Below are 20,890 nucleotides of genomic sequence, written 5' to 3'. Positions count from 1 at the left end.
GTACGCCCCATCGGTCAGACCTTCCCACAGCAGCAGGTGCAGCAGCCCGTGGAACAGCGCCACGTCGCTGCCGGGCAGCAACTGCAGATGAAGGTCGGCGGCCTCGGCCGTCTCGGTGCGGCGCGGGTCGGCCACGATCCACTTCTGCGTCGGGTTCGCGCGCTTTGCGTCCTCCAGCCGGCGCATCAGGATGGGGTGCGCCCAGGCCATGTTGCTGCCGGTGATGAACACGGTCTGCGCGTGCTGCAGGTCTTCGTACGAGCACGGCGGTGCATCGGCCCCCAGCGTGGCCTTGTAGCCGGCCACTGCACTGCTCATGCACAGCCGCGAATTGGTGTCGACGTGGTTGCTGCCCAGCAGCCCCTTCACCAGCTTGTTGAAGACGTAGTAGTCCTCGGTCAGCAGCTGGCCTGAGATGTAGACGCCGATCGCGTCGGGCCCGTGCTGTTGGTGAATCGCCGCCAAGCGGTTGGCCGCTTCGTCGAGCGCATCGTCCCAGCCGATCGCCAGCGGCGCTTCACCCCGGGCCGCGCGCCGCATCGGCGCCAGCAGCCGCGTCTGCCGGGTGACCGGCGCTGCGGCCGTCAGGTGCAGGGTCGAGCCCTTGCTGCACAGCCGGCCGAAGTTCGCCGGGTGGTCCGGGTCGCCGCGCACGCCGGTGATCTGTGCACCATCGTGTTCAATGATCACCCCGCAGCCGACGCCGCAGTAGCAGCAGGTGGACTTGGTCTCGCGCATGACTGCGTGACTGGTGTTCAGGCGACGGAAACGATGCGCAGCTTCGGCCCGGCCACCGGCACCGGCAGGTCGATGCCGAGCGTCGCCAGTTCGTTCGCGTCGAGCTGCACCACGCCGTCGACGACATTGACCGCGAACTTCGGCGTGCAGCCTTCGTCCGGCGCCGCGGCGACACCGTCGCACAGCCCGATCGTCCAGTTGTGCAGCGGGCAGGCCACGCTTTGGCCGAAGACGATGCCTTGACTCAATGGCCCGCCCTTGTGCGGGCAACGGTCCAGCAACGCGAAGACCTCGTTCTGGTCGTTGCGAAACACCGCGACGGCTGCACCCTGCGGCCGCACGACCCGGCGCGAGCCCAGCACCGGGATGTCTTCAACGCGGCAGACAGTTTTCCATTCAGTCATCTCAAGCTCCCACCGCATCGAACTGCCGCACATCGACCTTCGCCTTGTCGAACTCGAACCACGGATCGGGTTCGCCATCCAGCGCGAACTGCAGCTCGGCCCACAGCGCCTTGCGGCCTTCCGCGTCGTCGAGGATCTTCTTCTTCACGTAGTCGAGCCCGACGCGCGAGACGTAGTGCACCGTGCGCTCCAGGTACCAGCCTTCCTTGCGGTACAGCTGCATGAACGCGCCGGTGTACTCGAGCACCTCTTCGGCGGTCTTCAGCTTGCAGAAGAAGTGCGCGACCTCGGTCTTGATGCCGCCGTTGCCGGCGATGTACATCTCCCAGCCCGAGTCGACGCCGATGATGCCGACGTCCTTGATGCCGGCCTCGGCGCAGTTGCGCGGGCAGCCCGAGACCGCGAACTTGACCTTGTGGGGCGCGTACATGCGCCACATCGCGCGCTCCAGGTCCTTGCCCATCTGGGTCGAGTCCTGCGTGCCCATGCGGCACCACTCGCTGCCAACACACGTCTTCACCGTGCGCAAGGCCTTCGCATAGGCATGGCCCGAGGGCATGCCGATGTCCTTCCACACGTTGACCAGGTCTTCCTTCTTCACGCCCAGCAGGTCGATGCGCTGGCCGCCGGTGACCTTGACGGTCGGGATCTTGTACTTGTCCACCGCATCGGCAATGCGGCGCAGCTCATCGGCCGTCGTCTCGCCGCCCCACATGCGCGGGATCACGCTGTAGGTGCCGTCCTTCTGGATGTTGGCGTGCGAGCGCTCGTTGATGAAGCGGCTTTGCGGGTCGTCCTCGGCCTCTTTCGGCCACGAAGAGATCAGGTAATAGTTCAGCGCCGGGCGGCAGCTCGAACAACCGTTCGGCGTCTTCCAGCCCAGGAACTTCTGGGTCTGCGGGATGCTCGTCAGGTGCTCCTTGAAGATTGCATCGCGCACGTCCTGGTGGCTCAGCTCGGTGCAACCGCACATCGCCTTCTTCTTCGGCGTCGCCGAGTAGTCGCCGCCGGCGGTGAACATGATCAACTGCTCGACCAGGCCGGTGCACGAGCCGCAGCTCGCGCTGGCCTTGGTGTGCTTGCGCACCTCTTCGAGCGTGAACAGGCCCTTGTCCTTGATGGCCTTGCAGATCGTGCCTTTGTTGACGCCGTTGCAGCCGCAGACCTCGTCGGCATCGGCCATCGCTGCGGCCTTGTTGTGGCCCTCGTGGCCGGTGTCGCCGATGTTCGACTCGCCGAACATCAGCCGGTCGCGGATGTCGTTGACGGTGCGCCCTTCGCGCAGCAGCTTGAAGTACCAGCTGCCGTCGACCGTGTCGCCATACAGGCACGCGCCGACCAGCTTGTCGCCCTTGAGCACCAGCTTCTTGTAGACGCCGCCGTTCGGATCCGACAGCACGATCTCTTCGGTGCCTTCACCACCCATGAAGTTGCCGGCCGAGAACAGATCGATGCCGGTGACCTTCAGCTTGGTGCTGGTCTGCGAGCCGCTGTAGCGGCCGATGCCGAACTCGGCCAGGTGCGTCGCGCAGACCTTGCCCTGCTCGAACAGCGGCGCCACCAGGCCGTAGGCGATGCCGCGGTGCGCCGCGCATTCGCCGACCGCGTAGATGCGCGGGTCGGTCACCGTCTGCATCGTGTCGCTGACGACGATGCCGCGGTTGCAGTGGATGCCCATGCTCTCGGCCAGCTGCGTGTTCGGGCGAATGCCGGCGGCCATCACCACCAGGTCGGCCGGGATCTCGCGGCCGTCCTTGAAGCGCACCGACTTCACGCGCCCGTCCTCACCAGCCAGCAGCGAATCCGTCTGCGCACCAATTTCGAACTTCAGCCCGCGGTCTTCGAGGGATTTCTGCAGCAGCTTGCCGGCCACGTCGTCGAGTTGGCGCTCCATCAGCCACGGCATGATGTGCACCACGCTGACCTGCATGCCGCGCAGCATCAGGCCGTTCGCCGCTTCGAGCCCCAACAGGCCACCGCCGATGACGACCGCATGCTTGTGCGTCTTCGCCGTCTCGATCATCGTGTTGGTGTCGGCGATGTCGCGGTAGGCGATCACGCCATCCAGCTCCTTGCCCGGCACCGGCAGGATGAACGGGTTTGAGCCGGTGGCGATCAGCAGCCGGTCATACGCGGCCGCGGTGCCGTCCTCGGCGATCACCAGGCGCTTGACGCGGTCGATGCGCGTGACCTTCTTGCCCAGGTGCAGCGTGATGCCGTTCTCTTCGTACCAGCTGACCGGGTTGAGGATGATCTCGTCGATCGTCTGCTCGCCGGCAAGCACCGGGCTGAGCAGGATGCGGTTGTAGTTCGGGTGCGGCTCGGCGCCGAAGACGGTGATGTCGTACAGATCCGGCGCGATCTTCAGCAGCTCTTCGAGCGTGCGCACGCCGGCCATGCCGTTGCCGACCATCACGAGCTTCATCTTCTTCATGGTGGGCCGTCCTTTCTTCAGTTCACGAAAAGCAATTCGGGTGCCATGACAATCGGGTCATGAGCTTTGAGGTCGATGTCGGCTACAGCAGCGAACGCGGTCCGCGCGAGCGCAACGAAGACTTCGCCGGCGCGGTACGCGCCGCGCCGCACGAGTCGGCGCGTGGCCTGATCGCCGCGGTGGCCGATGGCGTGTCGACCGGCGGCCACGGCCTCGAAGCCGCGCAGACCACCGTGATGGGCTTGTTGGCCGATTACTTCGCCGCGCCCGACACCTGGGAGACCACGGTCGTGCTGGACCGCCTGATCGGTGCCCAGAACGCCTGGCTGGCCAACCACAACCGGCGCCGGCCGGGCGACGCCGCGGCGCTGACGACGCTGACCGCGCTGGCGCTGCAGGGCCAGACCTGGACGCTGGCCCACGTCGGCGACACGCGCGCCTGGCTGCTGCGTGATGGTGCGTTGCTGCAGCTGAGCCAGGACCACGCCTTCGACCACCCTGACCAGCGCAGCCGGCTGACCCGCGCCGTGGGCCTGGACGACGGTGTGCGTGTCGACTACGCCCAAGGTGACGCCCGCATCGGCGATGTGTTCGTCTTGACCACCGATGGCGTGCACGGTGCGCTGAAGGCCAAGGTGTTGGCTGACTTGGTTCACACGCCCGACGCGCAAGCCGCGGCCGATGCGCTGACGCAGGCTGCCATCAACGCCGGCAGCCGCGACAACGCGACCGCGCTGGTGCTGCGCGTCACCGGTCTCGATGCGCGCCAGCTCGACGACGAATTGGCCGATGGCCGTCGCCTGCCGGTGCCGCCCTTGCTGAAGGTGGGCGACACGCTCGATGGCCTGGCGATTACCGCGTTGATCGCCGACACCGGCGTGCACCGCCTGTACCAGGCGCGCTTGCCCGACAGCCGCGCCCTGGTCGCGTTGAAGACGTTGCACCCCACGCGTGCCAGCGACCCCGAAGAGCGCGCGATGCTGGCGCATGAAGCCTGGCTCGGCCAACGCGTCGCGGGCGACGAGGCCGGCGGCTTCGTGCGTGTGCACGAGCGCCGCGCCGATGCGAGTGCGCTGTACACGGTGTTCGACTGGCACCACGGCCGCACCCTGGAGCAGCGCATGGCCGCTGGCGAACGGCCGGCCGTGGGCGAGGTGATCGAGGCTGCGCTCGCCTGCACCCGCGCACTTGCCCGGCTGCACCGCCACGGCGTCGTCCACCGCGACATCAAGCCCGGCAACCTGCATCTGGGTGACGATGGCGCCTGGCGTGTGCTCGACCTCGGCGTCGCGTTGAGTGGCCGCGAGAGTGCCGCACAGCGTGAGTTGCACGCCGGCACACCCAGCTACATGAACCCCGAGCAGTGGGACGGCAGATTGCCCGATGCCGGCAGCGACCTGTTCGCGCTCGGCGTCACGCTGTACCAGTGGCTGACCGGCCGCCTGCCGTACGGCGAGATCGAGCCCTACCAGAGCGCGCGCTACCGGCGCGACCCGGTCGCGCCGTCGCGCATCCGGCCCGACGTGCCGATCTGGCTCGACCATGTGCTGCAGAAGCTCGTGGCGCGCGAGGCTGCGCAGCGCTTCGAGACGGCGGAGGAGCTGCTGCTCGCGCTCGAGCGTGGCGCTTCGCGACCCCTGCGTGCGCCCGGCAACACGCCGCTGATCAAGCGCGACCCGGCGGCCGTGCTGAAGCTGGCGCTGGGCTTGTCGCTGCTGTTGAATTTCGTGCTCGTGATGTGGCTGTTGTTCTTGCCACGGTGATGAGCCCACCCCCGGGGCGGCACCAGGCCGCCTCCCCCTCAAGGGGGCGCCGCCAGCGGCCCGGCAAAGCCGGTTCCGCGGCGTCTGCTGGGATCGGTTGGAGATGCGCGGTGTGCCCATTGCAGAACAGGCCGGGTCAGGAACGCGCCACGCGCTTCACATCGCCGCCGGTGTAGACCGCGGCATCGGGCGTGGGCACTGTCCGCGCACGACCACCTTTCTCTGCCCAGGTCCTGGTCCAGCGGATCTGCATCACCCGCATCACACCCAGCATCAACAGCGACAGCGCGGCAAACAGCACGAAGCCCCAGGTGTACGAACCCAGGTACTGCTTCGACAAGCCCATCGCGTTCGGCACCAGGCCACCGCCCAGCGCACCGATCTCGCCGATCATCGAGCCGGCCACCGCGGTGCTCGTCGGCCAGCGCAGCGGCACCAGCTGGAACAGCGCGCCGTTGCCGGCACCGAGCGCGGCGAAACAGACGATCAGCAGCAGCGTCGTCAGCACCAGCGAGCTGCTGGCAAAGCCGACCAGCGTCAGGCCGCCGGCCACCACCAGCAGCACCAGCGTCAGCGTGTTGACACCACCCCAACGGTCGGAGATCCAGCCACCGCCCACGCGCACCGCGGCGCCCATGAAGGCCGCCAGCATCGTCAGCTGCCCGGCCTGCACCTTGCTGACGCCGAACTGGTCGTAGTAGTAGCTGGGCAGGAACGTCGTCAGCCCGATGAAGCCGCCGAAGGTCACGCCGTAGATCAGGCTGAAGACCCAGCCGTCTTTCTCGAACAGGCAGGCGATATGGGCGCGAAAGCCGGCGTGCGCGTCCACGTCAGGTGGCTCCTTCGCGAACAGCACCATCACCACCATCGGCAGCAAGATCGCACCGGCGGCGACGCCGTACACCGCCTGCCAGCCCAGCCATTGCGCCAGCGGCGGCGCCACCAGCACCGACACGGCAGTGCCCACGTTGCCGGCGCCTACCAGGCCCATCGCCAGGCCCTTGTGCTGCGGTGGGAACCAGCCCGAGCCCAGGCTCAGCGCGACGCCGAAGCTGGCGCCGGCAATGCCCAGCAGCACGCCCATCTTCAGCAGGTCGTTGAAGCTGTCGACCATGGTCCAGCCGTACAGCATAGCCACCGCGATCAGGCCCATTTCGACCAGCGTCGCATTCTTGCGACCGATGTACTGCGACAGCAGGCCGAGCGGAAAGCGCATCAGCGCGCCGGCGATGATCGGCACCGACAGCATCAAGCCCTTCTGCGACGGTGTCAGCTGGTAGGCCTCGCTGATGAACGGCGCCATCGCACCGTTCAACACCCAGATGCAGCACGAGAACGCGAAGTAGAAGAACGCGGCGAACAGCGTGGGCCCGTGGCCGGCGCTGAGAAAGTGCTTGATGCTTTGGTGGCTCATGGTGAACGAAGGCGAAGCGAAGAAGGGTGGGGCTCGATAGGCGGCAAGGGCGATGGGTGTGCGCCGCCGCAGCACGCCGGCGCATACACGAAGAGGGGGCCAGGTCCGGGCAGCGGCGCAGATGGCCGGGCCGTGCCGACGCCGGCGAAGCGGCGGGCCAGGGTCGGCGCACACGCGCGCAGCAGCGCAGCTGCGCAAGGAGTGACACGGCGAGTGCGCCGATGGCGCGGGCCACGCCGACCCTGATGGACAGTGACAAGCGGTGCGTCGTTACACCGCAGCCCTGTCAACGCAAGACGCATGCCTGCGCGACGGGCCCGTTGCCGCGCGAGGCCATCGACGCTGAGGTCACAATGGCTTTCATGGCTGTCAGCGTGATCTTGTTGTCGTCTTCAGAGGTGTCAGACGCCGTCGACGCAGCGCTCGCGCGTGCGCAGCGGGCGCTCGATCAGGCGGGCGTGCCGGCGCGGCGCGGCGGCGCATGCAGCGCCTTGGTGCATCAGGCTGGTGCGCTTGCACCGGATCAGGTCGCCGACCAGATCGTGGTGGTGGCCCCTGCGGGCGAACTGGCGCAGGCGCTGCGGCCCTGGGCCGGTGAGCCGCCCTGCGCGGTTTCGCTGCTGTCTGAACCGCTGCCTGAGGCCGAGCGCACCGAGCTGCTGGCGCTGGGCCTGGCCGGCTGGTGGCCGCGAGAAGGCCTGGCTGACGACGCGCTGGCCGCTGGCTTGGCGCTTGACCATGCCCGCTGGCAACGCGAGGCCGCCGCGCGCCACGAGCTGGCCCGTGCGCGCGGCCAGCTCGACGAACGCAAGTGGGTCGACCGCGCCAAGGGCGTGCTGATGAGCGCGCGCGGCATCGGCGAAGACGAGGCCTTCCGGCTGCTGCGCGGCGCGGCGATGCACGCCAACCTGCGCGTCGGCGAGGTCTCGCGCTCGGTCATTGAGGCCAGCCAATGGGCCGATGCGATCAACCGCGCCGGGCAGTTGCGCATGCTGTCGCAGCGGCTCGTCAAGCTCGCCGCGCAGCGCCTGGCCGGCATCGATGCGCGACGTGCCCGCACGCTGCAAGACGAAGCCACCCAGCGCGTGCAGGACAATCTCGACCACCTCGCTGCCTTGCCCCAGTTGGCCGAGGCACCCGAGTCGACACGTGCGGCGCTGGCGGCCGTCAACCACACGTGGACGGCGCTGGCCGCCGCGCTGAACCAGCGCCAGACCCCGCAGGCCCTGGCCGACAGCGACCAGTGCGCGATGGCGCTGCTGGCCTGCGCCGAGGCGCTGACCGAGGCCCTCGAAGAAGGCGGTGCGCGCCGCGCGCTGACGCTCGTCAACCTGTGCGGCCGCCAGCGCATGCGGGTGCAGCGCGTGGCCAAGGATGCACTGCTGGCCACGCTGCTGGGCGAGGCCGCCCGGCGCGACGCGTTGACGCCGCTGCTCGACGAAGTCGAGGCTACGCTGTTGGAACTCGAACGCGCCCCGCTGACCAGCGCCGAGAGCCGCGAGGCGCTGGCCGCCGCGCGCGACGAATGGCTGCGCCTGTTGCGTGGCCTGCGCAGCACCGAGGGCGCCCAAGGCAGCGAGGGCCGTGCGTTGCTGGCCCGCTCCAGCGACGCGCTGCTCGACGTGTTCGACCGGCTGACCGCGAGCTACGAGCACAGCCTGCAGGTCATCATGTCCTGAGCACCGGGCGCCGGAAACACGCGCGCCGCGCGCCTTCACACCCGGAAACGTCCACGGCTGCGGTCTCGTCAAAATGGTATGACTATTTTGACGAGGCAGACCCGCATGAACTTCCGTCCTCAGCCCCGCCGGCTGGCCCGCGCCCTCGCGCTGCTGGCCGCACTGGCACCGCTCTCCGCATTGGCCGACGGCTTTGGCCTTGGCGCGGACGCCACCTACTTCACCGTCGACACCGGCGCCGGCCTGGTCTTCAAGGTGCGCCGGCAGGACTACGGCTCCAGCACCCAGTCGCCGGGCGACATTGCCTCGCTCGTCTACCAGGGCGTGCAGTACCAGGACGCCGGCCGTGGCAGCCAGGTCAACTCCGGCTTCGACTACCTCTACAAGAACACCACGGCGGTGGACGTGCAGGCGGCCCAGGTCGACGCCGACCACATCAAGGTCACCGTGAAGGCCGGCGAGCTGACGCACTACTACCTCGCGCGCCGCGGCGAGCCGCGCATCTACATGGCCACGCGCTTCACCCGCGAGCCGGACACGCTGAACCTCGCGCGCTTCATCCTGCGCGTGCCGATCGGTGTGCTGCCCGATGGCCCGAAGCCTTCGGACATCCGCGGCAACACCGGCGCGATCGAGTCGGGCGACATCTTCGGCCTGGCCGATGGGCAGACGCGCTCGAAGCACTACTCGAACCGGCGGCTGAAGGACTGGCGCCACATCGGCGCGCTCGGCCCCAACGTGGGCCTGTGGGTCGTGCGTGACAACAACGAGGGCAACTCGGGCGGGCCGTTCTACCGCAGCCTGCTGAACCAGGGCACCGACACCAACCAGGAGATCACCTACATCATCAACTACGGCGAAGCGCAGACCGAAGCCTTCCGCCCCGGCATCCTGAACCACTACACGCTCGTCTTCACTGGCGGCGAGAAGCCGCCCGAAGTTGACACGGCCTGGTTCGCGGGCATGGCACTCGAAGGCTATGTCGGCCCCGCGGGGCGCGGCAGCGTCGCGGGCCGGGGCCTGCGTGGGCGCGACACCAAGCACGGCTACACCGTCGGCTTTGCCAACGCCACCGCCCAGTACTGGGCCACCGCACGCGGCGACGACGGGCGCTTCGACGCGAAAGGCATGCTGCCCGGCGACTACACGATGACCGTCTACAAGAACGAGCTGGCGGTCGACAGGCGCCCGGTCACGGTCAGCGCCGGCCACGCGACGAAGGTCGACCCCTTCAAGATCGGCGGCGACCCCGCCAAGACCCGCGCGGTCTGGCGCATCGGCGACTGGGACGGCAGCCCCGCCGAGCTGCTGAACGGCCAGCGGCTGACGAAGATGCACCCGTCCGACGTGCGCATGGCCGCCTGGGCCGCGCCGGACTACGTGGTCGGCAGCTCGAAGAGTCGCGAGTTCCCCGCCTGCCAATGGCGCGAGGTCAACGGCAGCCTGAACATCCGCTTCAAGCTGACCAGCGACCAGCTCGTGGCCCACACGCTGCGTCTGGGCATCACCGCAGCCCATGCCGGCGGCCGCCCATCGGTGAAGGTGAACCAATGGTGGGGGCCGATCCTCGCGATCTCGAGCCAGCCGTCGACCCGCACGTTGACCGTGGGCACTTATCGCGGCAACAACACCTTCTACGAGGTGGCGGTGCCGGCCAGTGCGCTCGTCGCCGGCGACAACGTGCTCACGCTCGGCGTCACCAGCGGCTCGTCCGGCCCCGGGTTTCTGAGCCCCGGCTTCGCTTACGACGCGATCGACCTCGTGCGCGCGCCCTGAGGCCCCACGCCGCCGTCGAGTCAATGCAATTGGTCCGTTAGACGCCAAAGGCCCCTGCGCCGGCCCACCGGCGTTCCGGGCCCGCGGTGGGGGGCCCGGTAAACTTCGCCCCTTTCGTGATTGCCTGAGCATCGATGGCTGCTGTTTCGACGGGGTCCGCACCCGCCGTCTTCGAACTGAAGAACACGAGCCTGCCGCTCGTGTCGCTGGTGCTGAAGACCACCGAGCTGGCCGCGCTGGCCGATCAGCTGGCGGCGCAACTGCGCGACACGCCGCAGCTGTTCAACCACGATCCGGTGGTGGTCGACCTCACCGCCCTGCCCAAGGCCGACGATGGCGTCGACGCGGCCGCCGAAGTTGACAAGCCGCCGCTCGACTTTCCCGCGCTGATCGAGCTGCTGAAGGCCCACCGCATGCTGCCGGTGGCCGTGGCCGGCGCCTCGGCCGCCCAGCTCGAAGCCGCGCTCGCCGCCGGCCTGGGCGAAGCGCCCGAGCCGGTGCAGGCGCCCAAGCCGGCGCGTCCGGTGGTGCAAGAGGTGGTGCGCGAAATCGAGGTGATCCGCGAGGTCGTCGTCGAGGTGCCCGCCGCCCACGTGCCCACGCTGGTGATCGACCGGCCGCTGCGCTCGGGCCAGCAGGTCTACGCCAAGGGTGGTGACCTGGTGGTGCTGGCGGCCGTGAATTTCGGGGCCGAGGTCATCGCCGACGGCCACATCCATGTTTACGCCCCGTTGCGAGGCAAGGCCATCGCCGGCAACAAAGGCAACACACAAGCCCGTATCTTCAGTACCTGCCTGGAGCCCGAGCTGATCTCCATCGCCGGTGTGTACCGCACCACCGAAACCGCGCTGCCGGCCGACGTGCATGGCAAGCCGGCGCAGGTGCGGCTGGTCGACGACAAGCTGGTGATGGAGCCGTTGAAAGAACCGCTGAAAGAACCGAAGGCCGCCAAGGCCCGGCCCGAGCCGGCCTGAGCTGGTCCCAGCTGTGACCGTTTTGGCGTTTGAAGCCATTTCACTGAATCAAATTTCGAGGACTCGTTACCGATGGCAAGAATCGTCGTAGTCACATCCGGCAAAGGCGGTGTCGGCAAGACCACCACCAGCGCCAGTTTTTCGTCCGGTCTCGCACTGCGTGGCCACAAGACCGCGGTGATCGATTTCGACGTCGGCCTGCGCAACCTCGACCTGATCATGGGCTGTGAGCGGCGCGTGGTCTACGACCTGATCAACGTGATCAACGGCGAGGCCAACCTGAACCAGGCGCTGATCAAGGACAAGCAGTGCGACAAGCTGTTCGTGCTGCCCGCCTCGCAGACGCGTGACAAGGACGCATTGACCAAGGAAGGCGTCGAGCGGGTGCTGAACGACCTCGCCGCGATGGACTTCGACTACATCGTCTGCGATTCACCCGCCGGCATCGAGACCGGCGCGTTGCTGGCGATGCACTTCGCTGATGAAGCGCTGGTGGTCACCAACCCCGAGGTCTCTTCGGTGCGTGACTCTGACCGCATCCTCGGCATGCTCAGCAGCAAGACCCAGCGCGCGATCGAAGGCAAGGAGCCCGTCAAGGAGCACCTGCTGATCACCCGCTACAACCCCGCTCGCGTGCAGGACGGCCACATGCTGTCGCTGGCCGACATCCAGGAGATCCTGCGCATCCCGCTGCTGGGCGTGGTGCCCGAGTCAGAGACGGTGCTGCAGGCCTCGAACCAGGGCCTGCCGGCGATCCACCTGAAAGACAGCGACGTGGCCGGCGCCTACCAGGACCTGGTCGCCCGCTTCCTGGGCGAAGACAAGCCGATGCGCTACACCGACGCTGCCAAGGCCGGCATCTTCAAGCGCCTGTTCGGGGGGAGGTAAGTGCCGATGTCGTTCCTGTCTTTCCTGCTCGGGGAGAAAAAGCAGACCGCCAGCGTCGCCAAAGAGCGGCTGCAGATCATCCTCGCGCACGAGCGCGCCGGCCGCACCGGTGCCGACTACCTGCCCGCGCTGCAGCGCGAGCTGGTCGCCGTGATCTCGAAGTACGTGTCGATCAACCCCAACGACATCAAGGTCCACCTCGAACGCCAGGACAACCTGGAGGTGCTGGAGGTCAAGATCGAGTTGCCCGAAGCATCCAAGTTCTAGCTCCCGGCTGCGGGCCAACACGCGAACATCAGGTTTCAAGTGAGTCGGCCGCGGGCGCTAGCCTGCCAACGACCTTTGAAACCAGATTGAGCGAATGTTCGGCCGAAACAAGCCTGTTGTCTTTGACCCTTATGGTGGCCGGCGTTCGCGCAGGCGCATCCCCAGCTGGTTGGTGCTGCTGCTGACGGGCACCATCGCCGGCGCCGGCGGCGTGATCTACCTGCAAGAACGCCACCTGCCGCCGCGCCTGTCGCAAGCCGATTCGGCCGCGCTGCGCGGCGCCTATGACAAGGCCGAGGCCGAGCGCCAGCGCCTGCAGGCCGAGTTGGCCAGCACCCAGCAGCAGCTGCAGGCGGCGCAGGCCGCCAAGAAGGCGCTGGACGCCGAGCTGGCCTCCAGCCGCAGCGCCGCGCAAGACCTGCGCGCGGACGTGGCCACGCTGGTCGAGGCGTTGCCGCCCGACCCGCGCGACAACGGCGTCGAAGTGCGCGCCGGCCGCTTCAACGCCACCGGCAACACGCTGGCCTACGACGTGGTGCTGACCCGCGCCCGTGCCGGCGCCAAGCCGATGAACGGCGTGGTGCAGTTCGTCGTCGCCGGCGAGTCGACGCGCGGCGGCCCCAACACCGTCAGCCCCAAGGCCATCCCCGTCTCGATCGGCAGCCATGAGATCGTGCGCGGCAGCGTCACGCTGCCCGAGGGCTTCAAGCCCCACCAGACGACCGTGCAGGTGCTCGACCGCGAAGCCGGCCGATCGCTGGGCATGCGGGTGATGCTGGTCAAGTAGCTGGCGCGCGGCGCGGCGACGGCCAAGACGGTTCACTCTTCCGTTCGCTCTGAGCCTGTCGCAGGGCCGGTTTGCCGCTGCGCCGGGCCTCACCTCGGCCTGCGACGGCTTTCGTGAACTATTGCCACGGGCCACCCTAGGCGGGTGTCGGGTTCCGCCGGCGGATCTCGTTCTAGCAGCTGAGGGCATCTGGCCTTGCGCCGGGTGTGCCTCGTACGACCTGCTGTTCGATAACCGTACGACGTCGCTTGGGAAGGCCTCCATGTCCACACCTTTGACCGCGGGCATCCTGCCGCTGCGACCTTCTCAGCGCGCGCCCGACTCGGCCCGCAGCCCACAACCGGGCGCACGCTCGGTGGGCCTGTGCTTCTCGGGCGGTGGCAGCCGGGCGCTGTCTTGTGCGATGGGCCAGCTGCGTGGGCTGCGCCACCTGGGCTTGCTCGACGACGTGTTCGCGATTTCGTCGGCCTCGGGCGGCACCTGGGCCAACACGCTGTTCACCTACCTGCCGTCTACCATCTCCGACGACAACTTCCTCGGCGATGTCGAGCTCAACCCGTCGCGCCTGACGCTGGGCCGGCTCGACGAGCTGCCGCCGGACAACCTGGGCTGGGTGCCCACCCGGTTCGATCCGGCCCGCATCGTCGAGAACCTGTACCGCCTGAAAGAGGACTACGGCTACGCCAACAACGAGCTGTGGCAAGGCTTCATCGGCGAACAGGTACTGAAAGACTACGGCCTGTGGTCGCCGACGGCCGATGGCTTCGACCCGCGCTACTTCAGCTGGACCGAAAGCTACCTCAACGCCCCCAACGGCATCCTGGCGCAGAACCCCACGCTGCGCGCGGACGACTTCATCACCGTGCAGCGCAAGCGCCCGTACCCGGTCTTCAACACCAGCCTGTTCAACAGCGATGGCGTCGACGCCGAGCTGATGCCCTTCGAGGCCAACTTCATGCTCGGTGTGCGCGCCGCCTTCCCCAAGAGCGCGCACCAGCCCGGCGACATCGGCGGCGGGCTGATCGATTCGTTCGCGATGCGCAGCACCTACCTCGGCGAAGGCAACCCGGGCGAGGTGCACACCAGCCGGCCGCAGCGCGCTTTCTCGCTCAGCGACATTGCCGGCTGCAGCAGCGCCGCCTTTGCGCAGATGTTCGAAGAGCAGTACCCCGAGTTCCGCGGCCTGGTGCCGCGCTACAACTACTGGCCCGTCAAGGGCCGCGCCGAACAGCCCGCGCTCGACTACCGCTTTGCCGACGGCGGCAGCCTGGAGAACTTGGGGTTAAACGCGCTGCTGGCCCGCGGCGTGCCGCGCCTCGTCGTCTTCATCAACACCGACGAAGGCGTGCGGCGCGACCCGGCGCGGCAAGACACGGTCGTCTCCAGCGACCTGCCGCCGCTGTTCGGCCTGCAGCCTTTCTCACCCGCCCACGGCTACGTGCCCTACGGCCCCTACGACCCCGGCCACGGCGCGGCACGCCTGTTCCGCCACAACCAGGTCTTCGAGACCAGCGCGTTCGAAGAGCTGAAGCAAAAACTGCTCGCCGCCAAACGCGCCGGCGGCGCGCTGCTGGTGCGCCAGACGCTGCGCGTGCTCAACAACCCATGGTTCAACGTGCCGGCGCAAGAGGCGGTGGAGGTGCTCTGGGTCTACAACGACAACGTCAGCAGCTGGTGGAGCCAACTGCCCACCGAGACCCGCATCGCCCTCGACATCGAAAGCCTCGACGACTTCCCGCTCTACAACACGTTTACTCAGCTGTACCTGACGCCGGTGATGGTGAATGCGCTGGCGCATTTGGCGTGTTGGCAAGTGGCGTCGTCGTCGACGTTAGGCAATGCGGGTGGGATGAGCAATGCGGAGGTGGTGAGGGGGATATTTGGGTGAGGGGCCTGTGGCTCTGCCCCCTTCTTTGCTCGTGGGAAGAAGGTTTGCGTCTTTGCGCATGCGAGCTGAACAGGAGGCAGCAAGGCATTGTGCTGGCCCTAAGCGTTCGAGTCGCATGGCGAGACACAACATGGTCAACCAATCAATCAGGAGAGAAGCATGACCGAGTCAGATTTCCATAAGGAAATGTCGTTAAACAACTGGTCCGACATGTTCCGAGAGATCTACTTCCCAACCCAGAACTACAACCGTTCCAAGATCGAGATCTTCACTCACCTAATTAAAGTATTTGGGGGTGGGTCAAGGTATCTCTTTCGAACCAGCGATGCGGATGGCTCACGTGACTACCTTGCGAAGATCTTCGGGTGGTATTGCGCGCTTGCAAATAGGCTAAGCATTGATCTTGAAGACACCATTTGGCAGAAGTACCCAGGAGTCTGCCCCAGATGTTTGGAGCATGTTTGCAACTGTGAGCGGACGCCGAAAGACATTGATCCGGCAAAGCTTGCAGTGTTGGCGGCTTCACACCGACACCAGAAACCTCGTTCTTTGCGAGAGTGGCAAACCATGTTTGCAAACATCTACCGAAGCCCATCCGGCGGCGAGACGATCGCTCCATCGCGAGATCGACTTGCAATGGTCTTTAGCAGGATGGCTGAAGAACTCGGCGAAGTTGCAGAAGCGATCTTGTTGGATGACGCGATAGATCACGACGTAGGTCTTGTGGTTCGAAATGAGATGGCTGACCTCTGCGCTTGGATCTTCGCGCTTGCCAACAATCTGCAATTTGTCGATCCAACGGCGACTGGCGTGACTCTTGCGGACGTGAGTTGGAACCTGTACGGGGGAAAGTGTCATCGATGCCAAAAGCTGCCGTGCATTTGTGTTCGCGGCAGCTTTGGATTGGAACTGGCACAGCAAGGGGCAATGGGGCCGTCACATTGGGATGACCGCACAGGTCTCGCCAATGCCGAAGCACTGCGGGTCCAAGTCCAAGCCGTAGAGGAACAGTTCAAGAGAAAGCCGACACCTTGGTCATTCATCATGTTCGATCTAGATGATTTCGGAAAGGTCAATAAGACGCATGGGAATCTTGTCGGCGACATCGTTCTAAAGACGGCTGCAGAGCGAATGCGGAGCGTCTTGAGCAACAAAGAGCTTGCATTCCGCCGAGGGGGCGAAGAGTTCGTCGTCTTGCTGGAGCGTGATCAGCGCGACGCACTCGTGCTCGCGGAGAGGATTCGTAGAGCTTTGGCGCACTCTCCAGTCACCGCGAGGACTGCGAAGGGCGAACTTCAAATCGATGTACGCGCCTCGTTTGGTGTCGCGTCCACATTCGCGGACTCGCGAGCGCCGTCCGAACTGGAGGATGTGGCGGATAGTCGCATGCGTCAAGCAAAGCTCGCTGGCAAGAATCGAATTGAGCCCGACCTTTCCGAGGACCTGCGCAACTGGATGGCTACGCGTCAACAGTACGAGTAGCGAAGTTTGAAACGAGGACTCGCAATGCAGGCGCATTGCGATCAGGTCGTTACTGCGCTATTGTTCTGCAGTGGCTATGGGAGTCCTTCCTTCTCCATCCTGATCTAGGGTTCCCGCTTTCCACACCAGCGCCTGCCTCTTGGCAGGCGTTTTCACTTCGGGACCGGTGGAGACGATGAACAACGACATCTACCTGCGCAGGAAGTGCAAGGTCCATGTGCGCGAGGGGCAGGGCGGCGCGACGCGTGCGCAACTGGCCACGGTGCAGAAGGAGCTGGCGGCACTCGGCTACGTGTGTGCCGAGCCTTTGCTGGAGCGCCTGGGCACCTTGTCAATCGAGGGGCTGACCCGGTTCCTGCGTGATCTGCTGGACGGGTTGCGCAAGCAACTCGGGGCGCATCGGCAGCACCAGCCGCTCTATCCTGGCTTCCCCCGCGAGGTGCTCGCAGCGAGTGATGCCGAGCTGTACCTCAACGCACTGGCGCACTACCTCACGCTGCGTCGTCGCCCGCCGACGGATGATGAGCGGCCTGCGCTGCTAGACGGCCGAGCGCCTCGCGTCATCGAGCTGGGCACGAAGGAGGAGTTCGATGGCTTGTTCACCAAGCTCGCCGCCTCGCGCACTTCGTTGTCCGTGGCCGATGTCGAGGACCTGACCTGGTTCATCAGGCAGTACCGCGCCGATGTGTTCCGACTGATGCCGCCCGAGGTGCCTTTCAAAGAGAACCGAGCCGTGATCGGGGCGGCGCTGGTCCAGCATGTCGTGGACCCGCGCGTGGACGCCTTTCTTGATGCCAATGTCGACACCGCGACCGACGTGCTGCGCCTCGCGGTGGCGTTGAGCGGTTGTGATGTCTCTCTCGCAATCCCCTCGAAGTTCGCCAAGACGCCGCGCTCGCGGCGACGGCTGCTGCTCGGGCTGCTGGACCGTGCGAGCAACGCTGTCGAAGACGTGATGCGCTACGCCGAGCCGTGGAAGCGCCTGGCGGAGGTGCTGCACCCCGGCGACTTCGCAGAGAAATTCCCCAACGCTTGGTCGGCGATCCAGGCGGCACGCATTGGCAAGGCGCCGCCTTCGTTCAACGCGTGCGTCGAGGCGGCACTGGAACAGCGAGAGCTGCAGCGTGCAGCGGCCATGCTGGTCGATCGACCGGGCGAACTGGCGCGCCGTCTGGACGTGCTGCTGCGTCGAGACAGCGACTCCGGTGCGGTGATCGAGCAGTTCGCCGGTGTTGCGCCGCGCGTGTCCACACCCGTGCTCTTGCAGGTCTTGACGCACTTCCGCGCACCGCGCCCGCTGCCCTTGCGGGCGTTCACGCCCAAGGGTGAATTGGCAAAGGTGTTTGCGATCAAGGACGAACGCCCCACGATCGAGCCGGGCGTTCGTGCGCGTGTGGCCGAAGTGTGCGAGCGCGCTCTGATGGAGCGCTTCTCGAAGCGACCACCGTTGGGCCGCTGTTTCGTCGAAGAGTCGTTGAGCGACTTCATGGCGCCACTGGTCCAGCGCTCGGCTTCCAAGTCACTGCGCACCGTGACGCGAGGCAGCCGACTGCCGCTGCCCGACACACGCTTCATTCGCCTGTTCCTGTGGTGGAAGAACGGCCGTTCTCGCACCGACATCGACCTCTCGGTCGCCTTCTACGACTGCGACTTCGTCTACAGCGGAATCGTCTCGTACTACAACCTGAAGAGCTATGGCGGTTACCACAGCGGCGACATCGTCGATGCGCCGCAGGGCGCGTCCGAGTTCATCGACCTGGACCTGTCAAAGCTGGCCGACAAAGGCGTCCGTTATGTCGTGACGTCATTGAACAGCTACACCGCGCAACCCTATTGCGACCTGCCCGAATGCTTCACCGGGTGGATGGCCCGATCGGACCTGAACTCGGGCGAGGTGTACGAACCGAGAACGGTGGTCGACCGCATCGATGTCGGCGCAGCGACCAGCATCTGCTTGCCGATGGTGATCGACATCGAACAACGTCGCGTCGTTTGGGCCGACATCGGGCTGACCGCACGGGTGGGCTGGAACAACACGCACAACAATCTCTCGGGCGTGTCGCTGATGCTGCGATCGATCATCCACACGCCGCGCCCAGACCTGGGCACGCTGTTTCGCCTTCACGCGCAAGCCCGCGGGCAGCTCGCCCCGTCAAAGGCTGAAGCCGACACGGTCTTCGGCGTGCATGAAGGCCTGACACCGTTCGACGTCGACACGATTCGGGCGGACTACCTCTAGAGCGACAGGCTCCGACTGCTCGTCACGTGTCGGCTCCTGTTCGCTTCTTCCGCAAATTCCCGAGCGGTTCATCTCGAGTAGGGCGTTTGGCGAACTTCAGCAGCACTCGTCAACTACCTTGGTTGGTTGCCCTGCAGTTGTGTTGGCAATGGGCTTGGTTTGTCTGAAGGCACAGCGTAGGCTGGAACCGGCACGGCTGGCAGGACAAAACGCTTGACGTTTGCTTCTTCCTGTTCCGGAGTTGGGTTGCGGTCGCAGGTCAGAAAGCCATCTCTCGAGCTGCTGCAGTGAAGGGGCGGGAGAGAGTGCCCCGTTTTCTGCTCTTGGGTGGCGTGTCGAGAAAACAGGTCCTGGGTGGGTCTGTCCAACTTGCCTGTAGTTGGAATGCCAGCTGCCATCTGTGCTGACTTCAGTGCTTCGACGCCTGCGGGTGTGAAGACCAGCTTGAAGCCTTGAGACGGGTCCCGACCAACGTAGCTTTCCATCTTGGCGTCGCCCAGTCGCACTGCGGCTGCCGCCACAGCGGCCTCTTGTAGAGATCTTGCGGCAGCCACCTCCCCTTCGGCAAACAACTGAGCCGAATACTTCGTATAGATCGCAGAGGATGGGCCGGCATACGCATGCAAGTACTGGTTTGAGAACTCCGGCAAGTTGACGGCCTGCAGGCTGCGTCGAAAGTTGAACGCCAGCTTCGTTCGACACGGCAAGCGAATCGGATCGACTGCCCTGTCGATTGGACTTTCTGCTTGAGCCTCAAATTCGTCGACGGGTGAGCACTGGACCTTTCTGTCGGGCTTCCCTGATTCGTTGACATTGGCGACGTGCTTTCGTCGTCCGTCCACGACTCTATACAGCAGGCCACCTGTCACATACTCGCCAGTCAAGTCCTTTACTCGCATAGCGACTTCGGAGACATCACTAAGCGGATCAGCTGGCTTGTTCGCCTCAGCAGCGACTTCGAGCGGGACCAGTGCAAGCAGGGCCTTGACGATCCTCGATACGGCCCCTGTGCCACTACTAGTCTTCGTCATGACCATTCTCCTTGCCGCCGCTGACCGCAGCCAAACGAGGTTCTGTCGATCGAGCGTGGCTCCAAGAACTGAGCAGCTTCAGTGCCATCAGCGCCAGCAGCCAGACAAACATCGCCGCCCAGAGCAACCGGATTTCGTTCTCAACAAACCAAGTCTCGATCGTCTGTTCCACCAAGATCGGGGCAGGCAGGGGCTTGCTGGTTTCTGCCTCTTCGCCTTCATCCTCACGCGCGGCCTTTCTGTCGGCCTCGGCTGAGGTTGCGGACGCGACGGTCAAGCATGGCCGAATCAACAGCTTCGGCGTCCCAGGCTTCTTAACCGGAATGTTTGCTGCAATGTCAGCGCCTGGCGAGATGTCCGTGAACTGGACATCCCACTCGTATCCGCGCACGCGAGCAAGACGTGTCTGAGCCAGCACGGTGCCACGCAGTACTTGCGTGTAGCCCTCGGCAGGCCCAAAGAAGTCACTGCGTTGAAGGTCTGGCGTGGCTACCAGAAGGTTGAAGCAGCCAAATCGCTGCGTTGCAGTAATGTTTCGGATTCGCACCGAAACGAGACCGTTTGGCCCGGGCGGAGTGCTTTGCTCGATGCGGTACTCGACGAACGGCGCACTTGACAAGCGATCTGCCGTGCGAATGGTTGTCCATCCGACAGCCGCCGCAAACAGCGTCAAGACCCAAGGCGCCTTGTCGCTGAAAAATACGCTTGCAAGTGCCGCTCCCACACTGCCTCCAACTCAAGTCAGATGCTGAACAACTCTGGTTCTAGCCGCAGAGCTGACCCGCTGCATCCTCACGTTGAAGGATGAGAAGGAAGCCCGGTCCTGATCGAGTACTTCGAATGACCTGCCAGGCCTGCGCGGACTCGGGGTCAGATCTCGCATTGCAACTCGGGCTGATGGGAGCGAACATGAAGCTATCCTTCATGCTCAGGCGTTAGGCTGAAAGCGCAATGGAGATAGGTCTTGTTGTCGCAGCGGTCCTCATTCCGCTGCTCTTGAATGCCAGGGCTACGCAGCTCATCGTGCAGGATGTCCTGTGCGATCGTCGGCAGAAGATCGCTCAGCTTCTTTTGGTTTGGTTCGTCCCGATCATCGGAGCCCTCATCGTCTTGGCGGTGCACCGTC

General features: G+C 65.6%; 17 protein-coding genes. 10 read left to right on the top strand and 7 right to left on the bottom strand.

Features of this window, described 5'->3' with window-relative positions; genetic code table 11:
* The 3 genes from VFY73_RS01865 to nirB form a co-directional block, all read right to left on the bottom strand.
* A partial coding sequence (locus tag VFY73_RS01865) for a molybdopterin-dependent oxidoreductase (protein WP_329716207.1) occupies nucleotides 1-738 on the bottom strand: 738 nt, incomplete at its 3' end.
* A 17-nt stretch (nucleotides 739-755) separates the two neighbouring features.
* A complete protein-coding gene (nirD, locus tag VFY73_RS01860; RefSeq protein WP_329716206.1) occupies nucleotides 756-1,142 on the bottom strand; it encodes a nitrite reductase small subunit NirD in 387 nt (128 codons plus the stop codon).
* 1 nt (nucleotide 1,143) lies between these two features.
* Nucleotides 1,144-3,576 (bottom strand): nitrite reductase large subunit NirB, encoded by a 2,433-nt coding sequence (gene nirB / locus VFY73_RS01855; RefSeq protein ID WP_329716205.1) that lies wholly within the window; start codon nucleotides 3,574-3,576, stop codon nucleotides 1,144-1,146.
* 59 nt (nucleotides 3,577-3,635) lie between these two features.
* On the opposite strand from nirB, the gene VFY73_RS01850 reads away from it, so the two are divergent.
* On the top strand, nucleotides 3,636-5,339 hold the full coding sequence (locus VFY73_RS01850; RefSeq protein WP_329716204.1) for a bifunctional protein-serine/threonine kinase/phosphatase: 1,704 nt from the start codon (nucleotides 3,636-3,638) through the stop codon (nucleotides 5,337-5,339).
* Nucleotides 5,340-5,475: 136 nt separating this feature from the next.
* On the opposite strand, the gene VFY73_RS01845 is transcribed toward VFY73_RS01850, so the two are convergent.
* Nucleotides 5,476-6,753 carry an MFS transporter gene (locus VFY73_RS01845; RefSeq protein ID WP_329716203.1) on the bottom strand — a complete coding sequence of 426 codons (1,278 nt, stop codon included), beginning with the start codon at nucleotides 6,751-6,753 and terminating at the stop codon, nucleotides 5,476-5,478.
* Between the two features lie 353 nt (nucleotides 6,754-7,106).
* Between VFY73_RS01845 and VFY73_RS01840 the strand changes: the two genes are divergently transcribed.
* The 9 genes from VFY73_RS01840 to VFY73_RS01800 all read left to right on the top strand — a co-directional run bounded on the left by VFY73_RS01840 (nucleotide 7,107) and on the right by VFY73_RS01800 (nucleotide 18,733).
* Complete coding sequence (locus tag VFY73_RS01840) at nucleotides 7,107-8,432, top strand: ANTAR domain-containing protein (RefSeq protein ID WP_329716202.1); 1,326 nt, start codon at nucleotides 7,107-7,109, stop codon at nucleotides 8,430-8,432.
* A gap of 105 nt (nucleotides 8,433-8,537) precedes the next feature.
* Nucleotides 8,538-10,208, top strand: coding sequence for a rhamnogalacturonan lyase B N-terminal domain-containing protein (locus VFY73_RS01835; RefSeq protein WP_329716201.1), 1,671 nt, complete (start codon nucleotides 8,538-8,540; stop codon nucleotides 10,206-10,208).
* A 134-nt stretch (nucleotides 10,209-10,342) separates the two neighbouring features.
* On the top strand, nucleotides 10,343-11,182 hold the full coding sequence (gene minC / locus VFY73_RS01830; protein ID WP_329716200.1) for a septum site-determining protein MinC: 840 nt from the start codon (nucleotides 10,343-10,345) through the stop codon (nucleotides 11,180-11,182).
* A 72-nt stretch (nucleotides 11,183-11,254) separates the two neighbouring features.
* Nucleotides 11,255-12,070: a septum site-determining protein MinD gene (gene minD, locus VFY73_RS01825; protein ID WP_329716199.1), complete on the top strand. Its 816-nt coding sequence runs from the start codon at nucleotides 11,255-11,257 to the stop codon at nucleotides 12,068-12,070.
* A 6-nt stretch (nucleotides 12,071-12,076) separates the two neighbouring features.
* Nucleotides 12,077-12,337: a cell division topological specificity factor MinE gene (gene minE, locus VFY73_RS01820; protein ID WP_329716198.1), complete on the top strand. Its 261-nt coding sequence runs from the start codon at nucleotides 12,077-12,079 to the stop codon at nucleotides 12,335-12,337.
* Between the two features lie 94 nt (nucleotides 12,338-12,431).
* Nucleotides 12,432-13,124 (top strand): DUF6776 family protein, encoded by a 693-nt coding sequence (locus VFY73_RS01815; RefSeq protein WP_329716197.1) that lies wholly within the window; start codon nucleotides 12,432-12,434, stop codon nucleotides 13,122-13,124.
* A gap of 262 nt (nucleotides 13,125-13,386) precedes the next feature.
* Nucleotides 13,387-15,012, top strand: coding sequence for a hypothetical protein (locus VFY73_RS01810; RefSeq protein ID WP_329716196.1), 1,626 nt, complete (start codon nucleotides 13,387-13,389; stop codon nucleotides 15,010-15,012).
* A gap of 159 nt (nucleotides 15,013-15,171) precedes the next feature.
* Nucleotides 15,172-16,494 (top strand): diguanylate cyclase, encoded by a 1,323-nt coding sequence (locus VFY73_RS01805; RefSeq protein ID WP_329716195.1) that lies wholly within the window; start codon nucleotides 15,172-15,174, stop codon nucleotides 16,492-16,494.
* Between the two features lie 175 nt (nucleotides 16,495-16,669).
* Nucleotides 16,670-18,733 carry a TerD family protein gene (locus tag VFY73_RS01800; protein WP_329716194.1) on the top strand — a complete coding sequence of 688 codons (2,064 nt, stop codon included), beginning with the start codon at nucleotides 16,670-16,672 and terminating at the stop codon, nucleotides 18,731-18,733.
* 113 nt (nucleotides 18,734-18,846) lie between these two features.
* On the opposite strand, the gene VFY73_RS01795 is transcribed toward VFY73_RS01800, so the two are convergent.
* From VFY73_RS01795 to VFY73_RS01785, 3 genes are all read right to left on the bottom strand, one after another.
* On the bottom strand, nucleotides 18,847-19,764 hold the full coding sequence (locus tag VFY73_RS01795) for a hypothetical protein (protein ID WP_329716193.1): 918 nt from the start codon (nucleotides 19,762-19,764) through the stop codon (nucleotides 18,847-18,849).
* Nucleotides 19,751-20,437 (bottom strand): hypothetical protein, encoded by a 687-nt coding sequence (locus VFY73_RS01790; protein ID WP_329716192.1) that lies wholly within the window; start codon nucleotides 20,435-20,437, stop codon nucleotides 19,751-19,753. The genes VFY73_RS01795 and VFY73_RS01790 overlap by 14 nt, the downstream gene beginning before the upstream one ends.
* Nucleotides 20,438-20,679: 242 nt before the next feature.
* Nucleotides 20,680-20,890, bottom strand: a 211-nt coding sequence (locus VFY73_RS01785; protein WP_329716191.1) for a hypothetical protein, incomplete at its 5' end; no start/stop codon positions are given.

Origin of the sequence: Ideonella sp., assembly GCF_036277275.1 — a bacterium.
Classification (GTDB): domain Bacteria; phylum Pseudomonadota; class Gammaproteobacteria; order Burkholderiales; family Burkholderiaceae_C; genus Ideonella.
The sequence above is the reverse complement of the archived record's forward strand: the minus strand, read 5'-3'. Positions and strand labels throughout refer to the sequence as shown.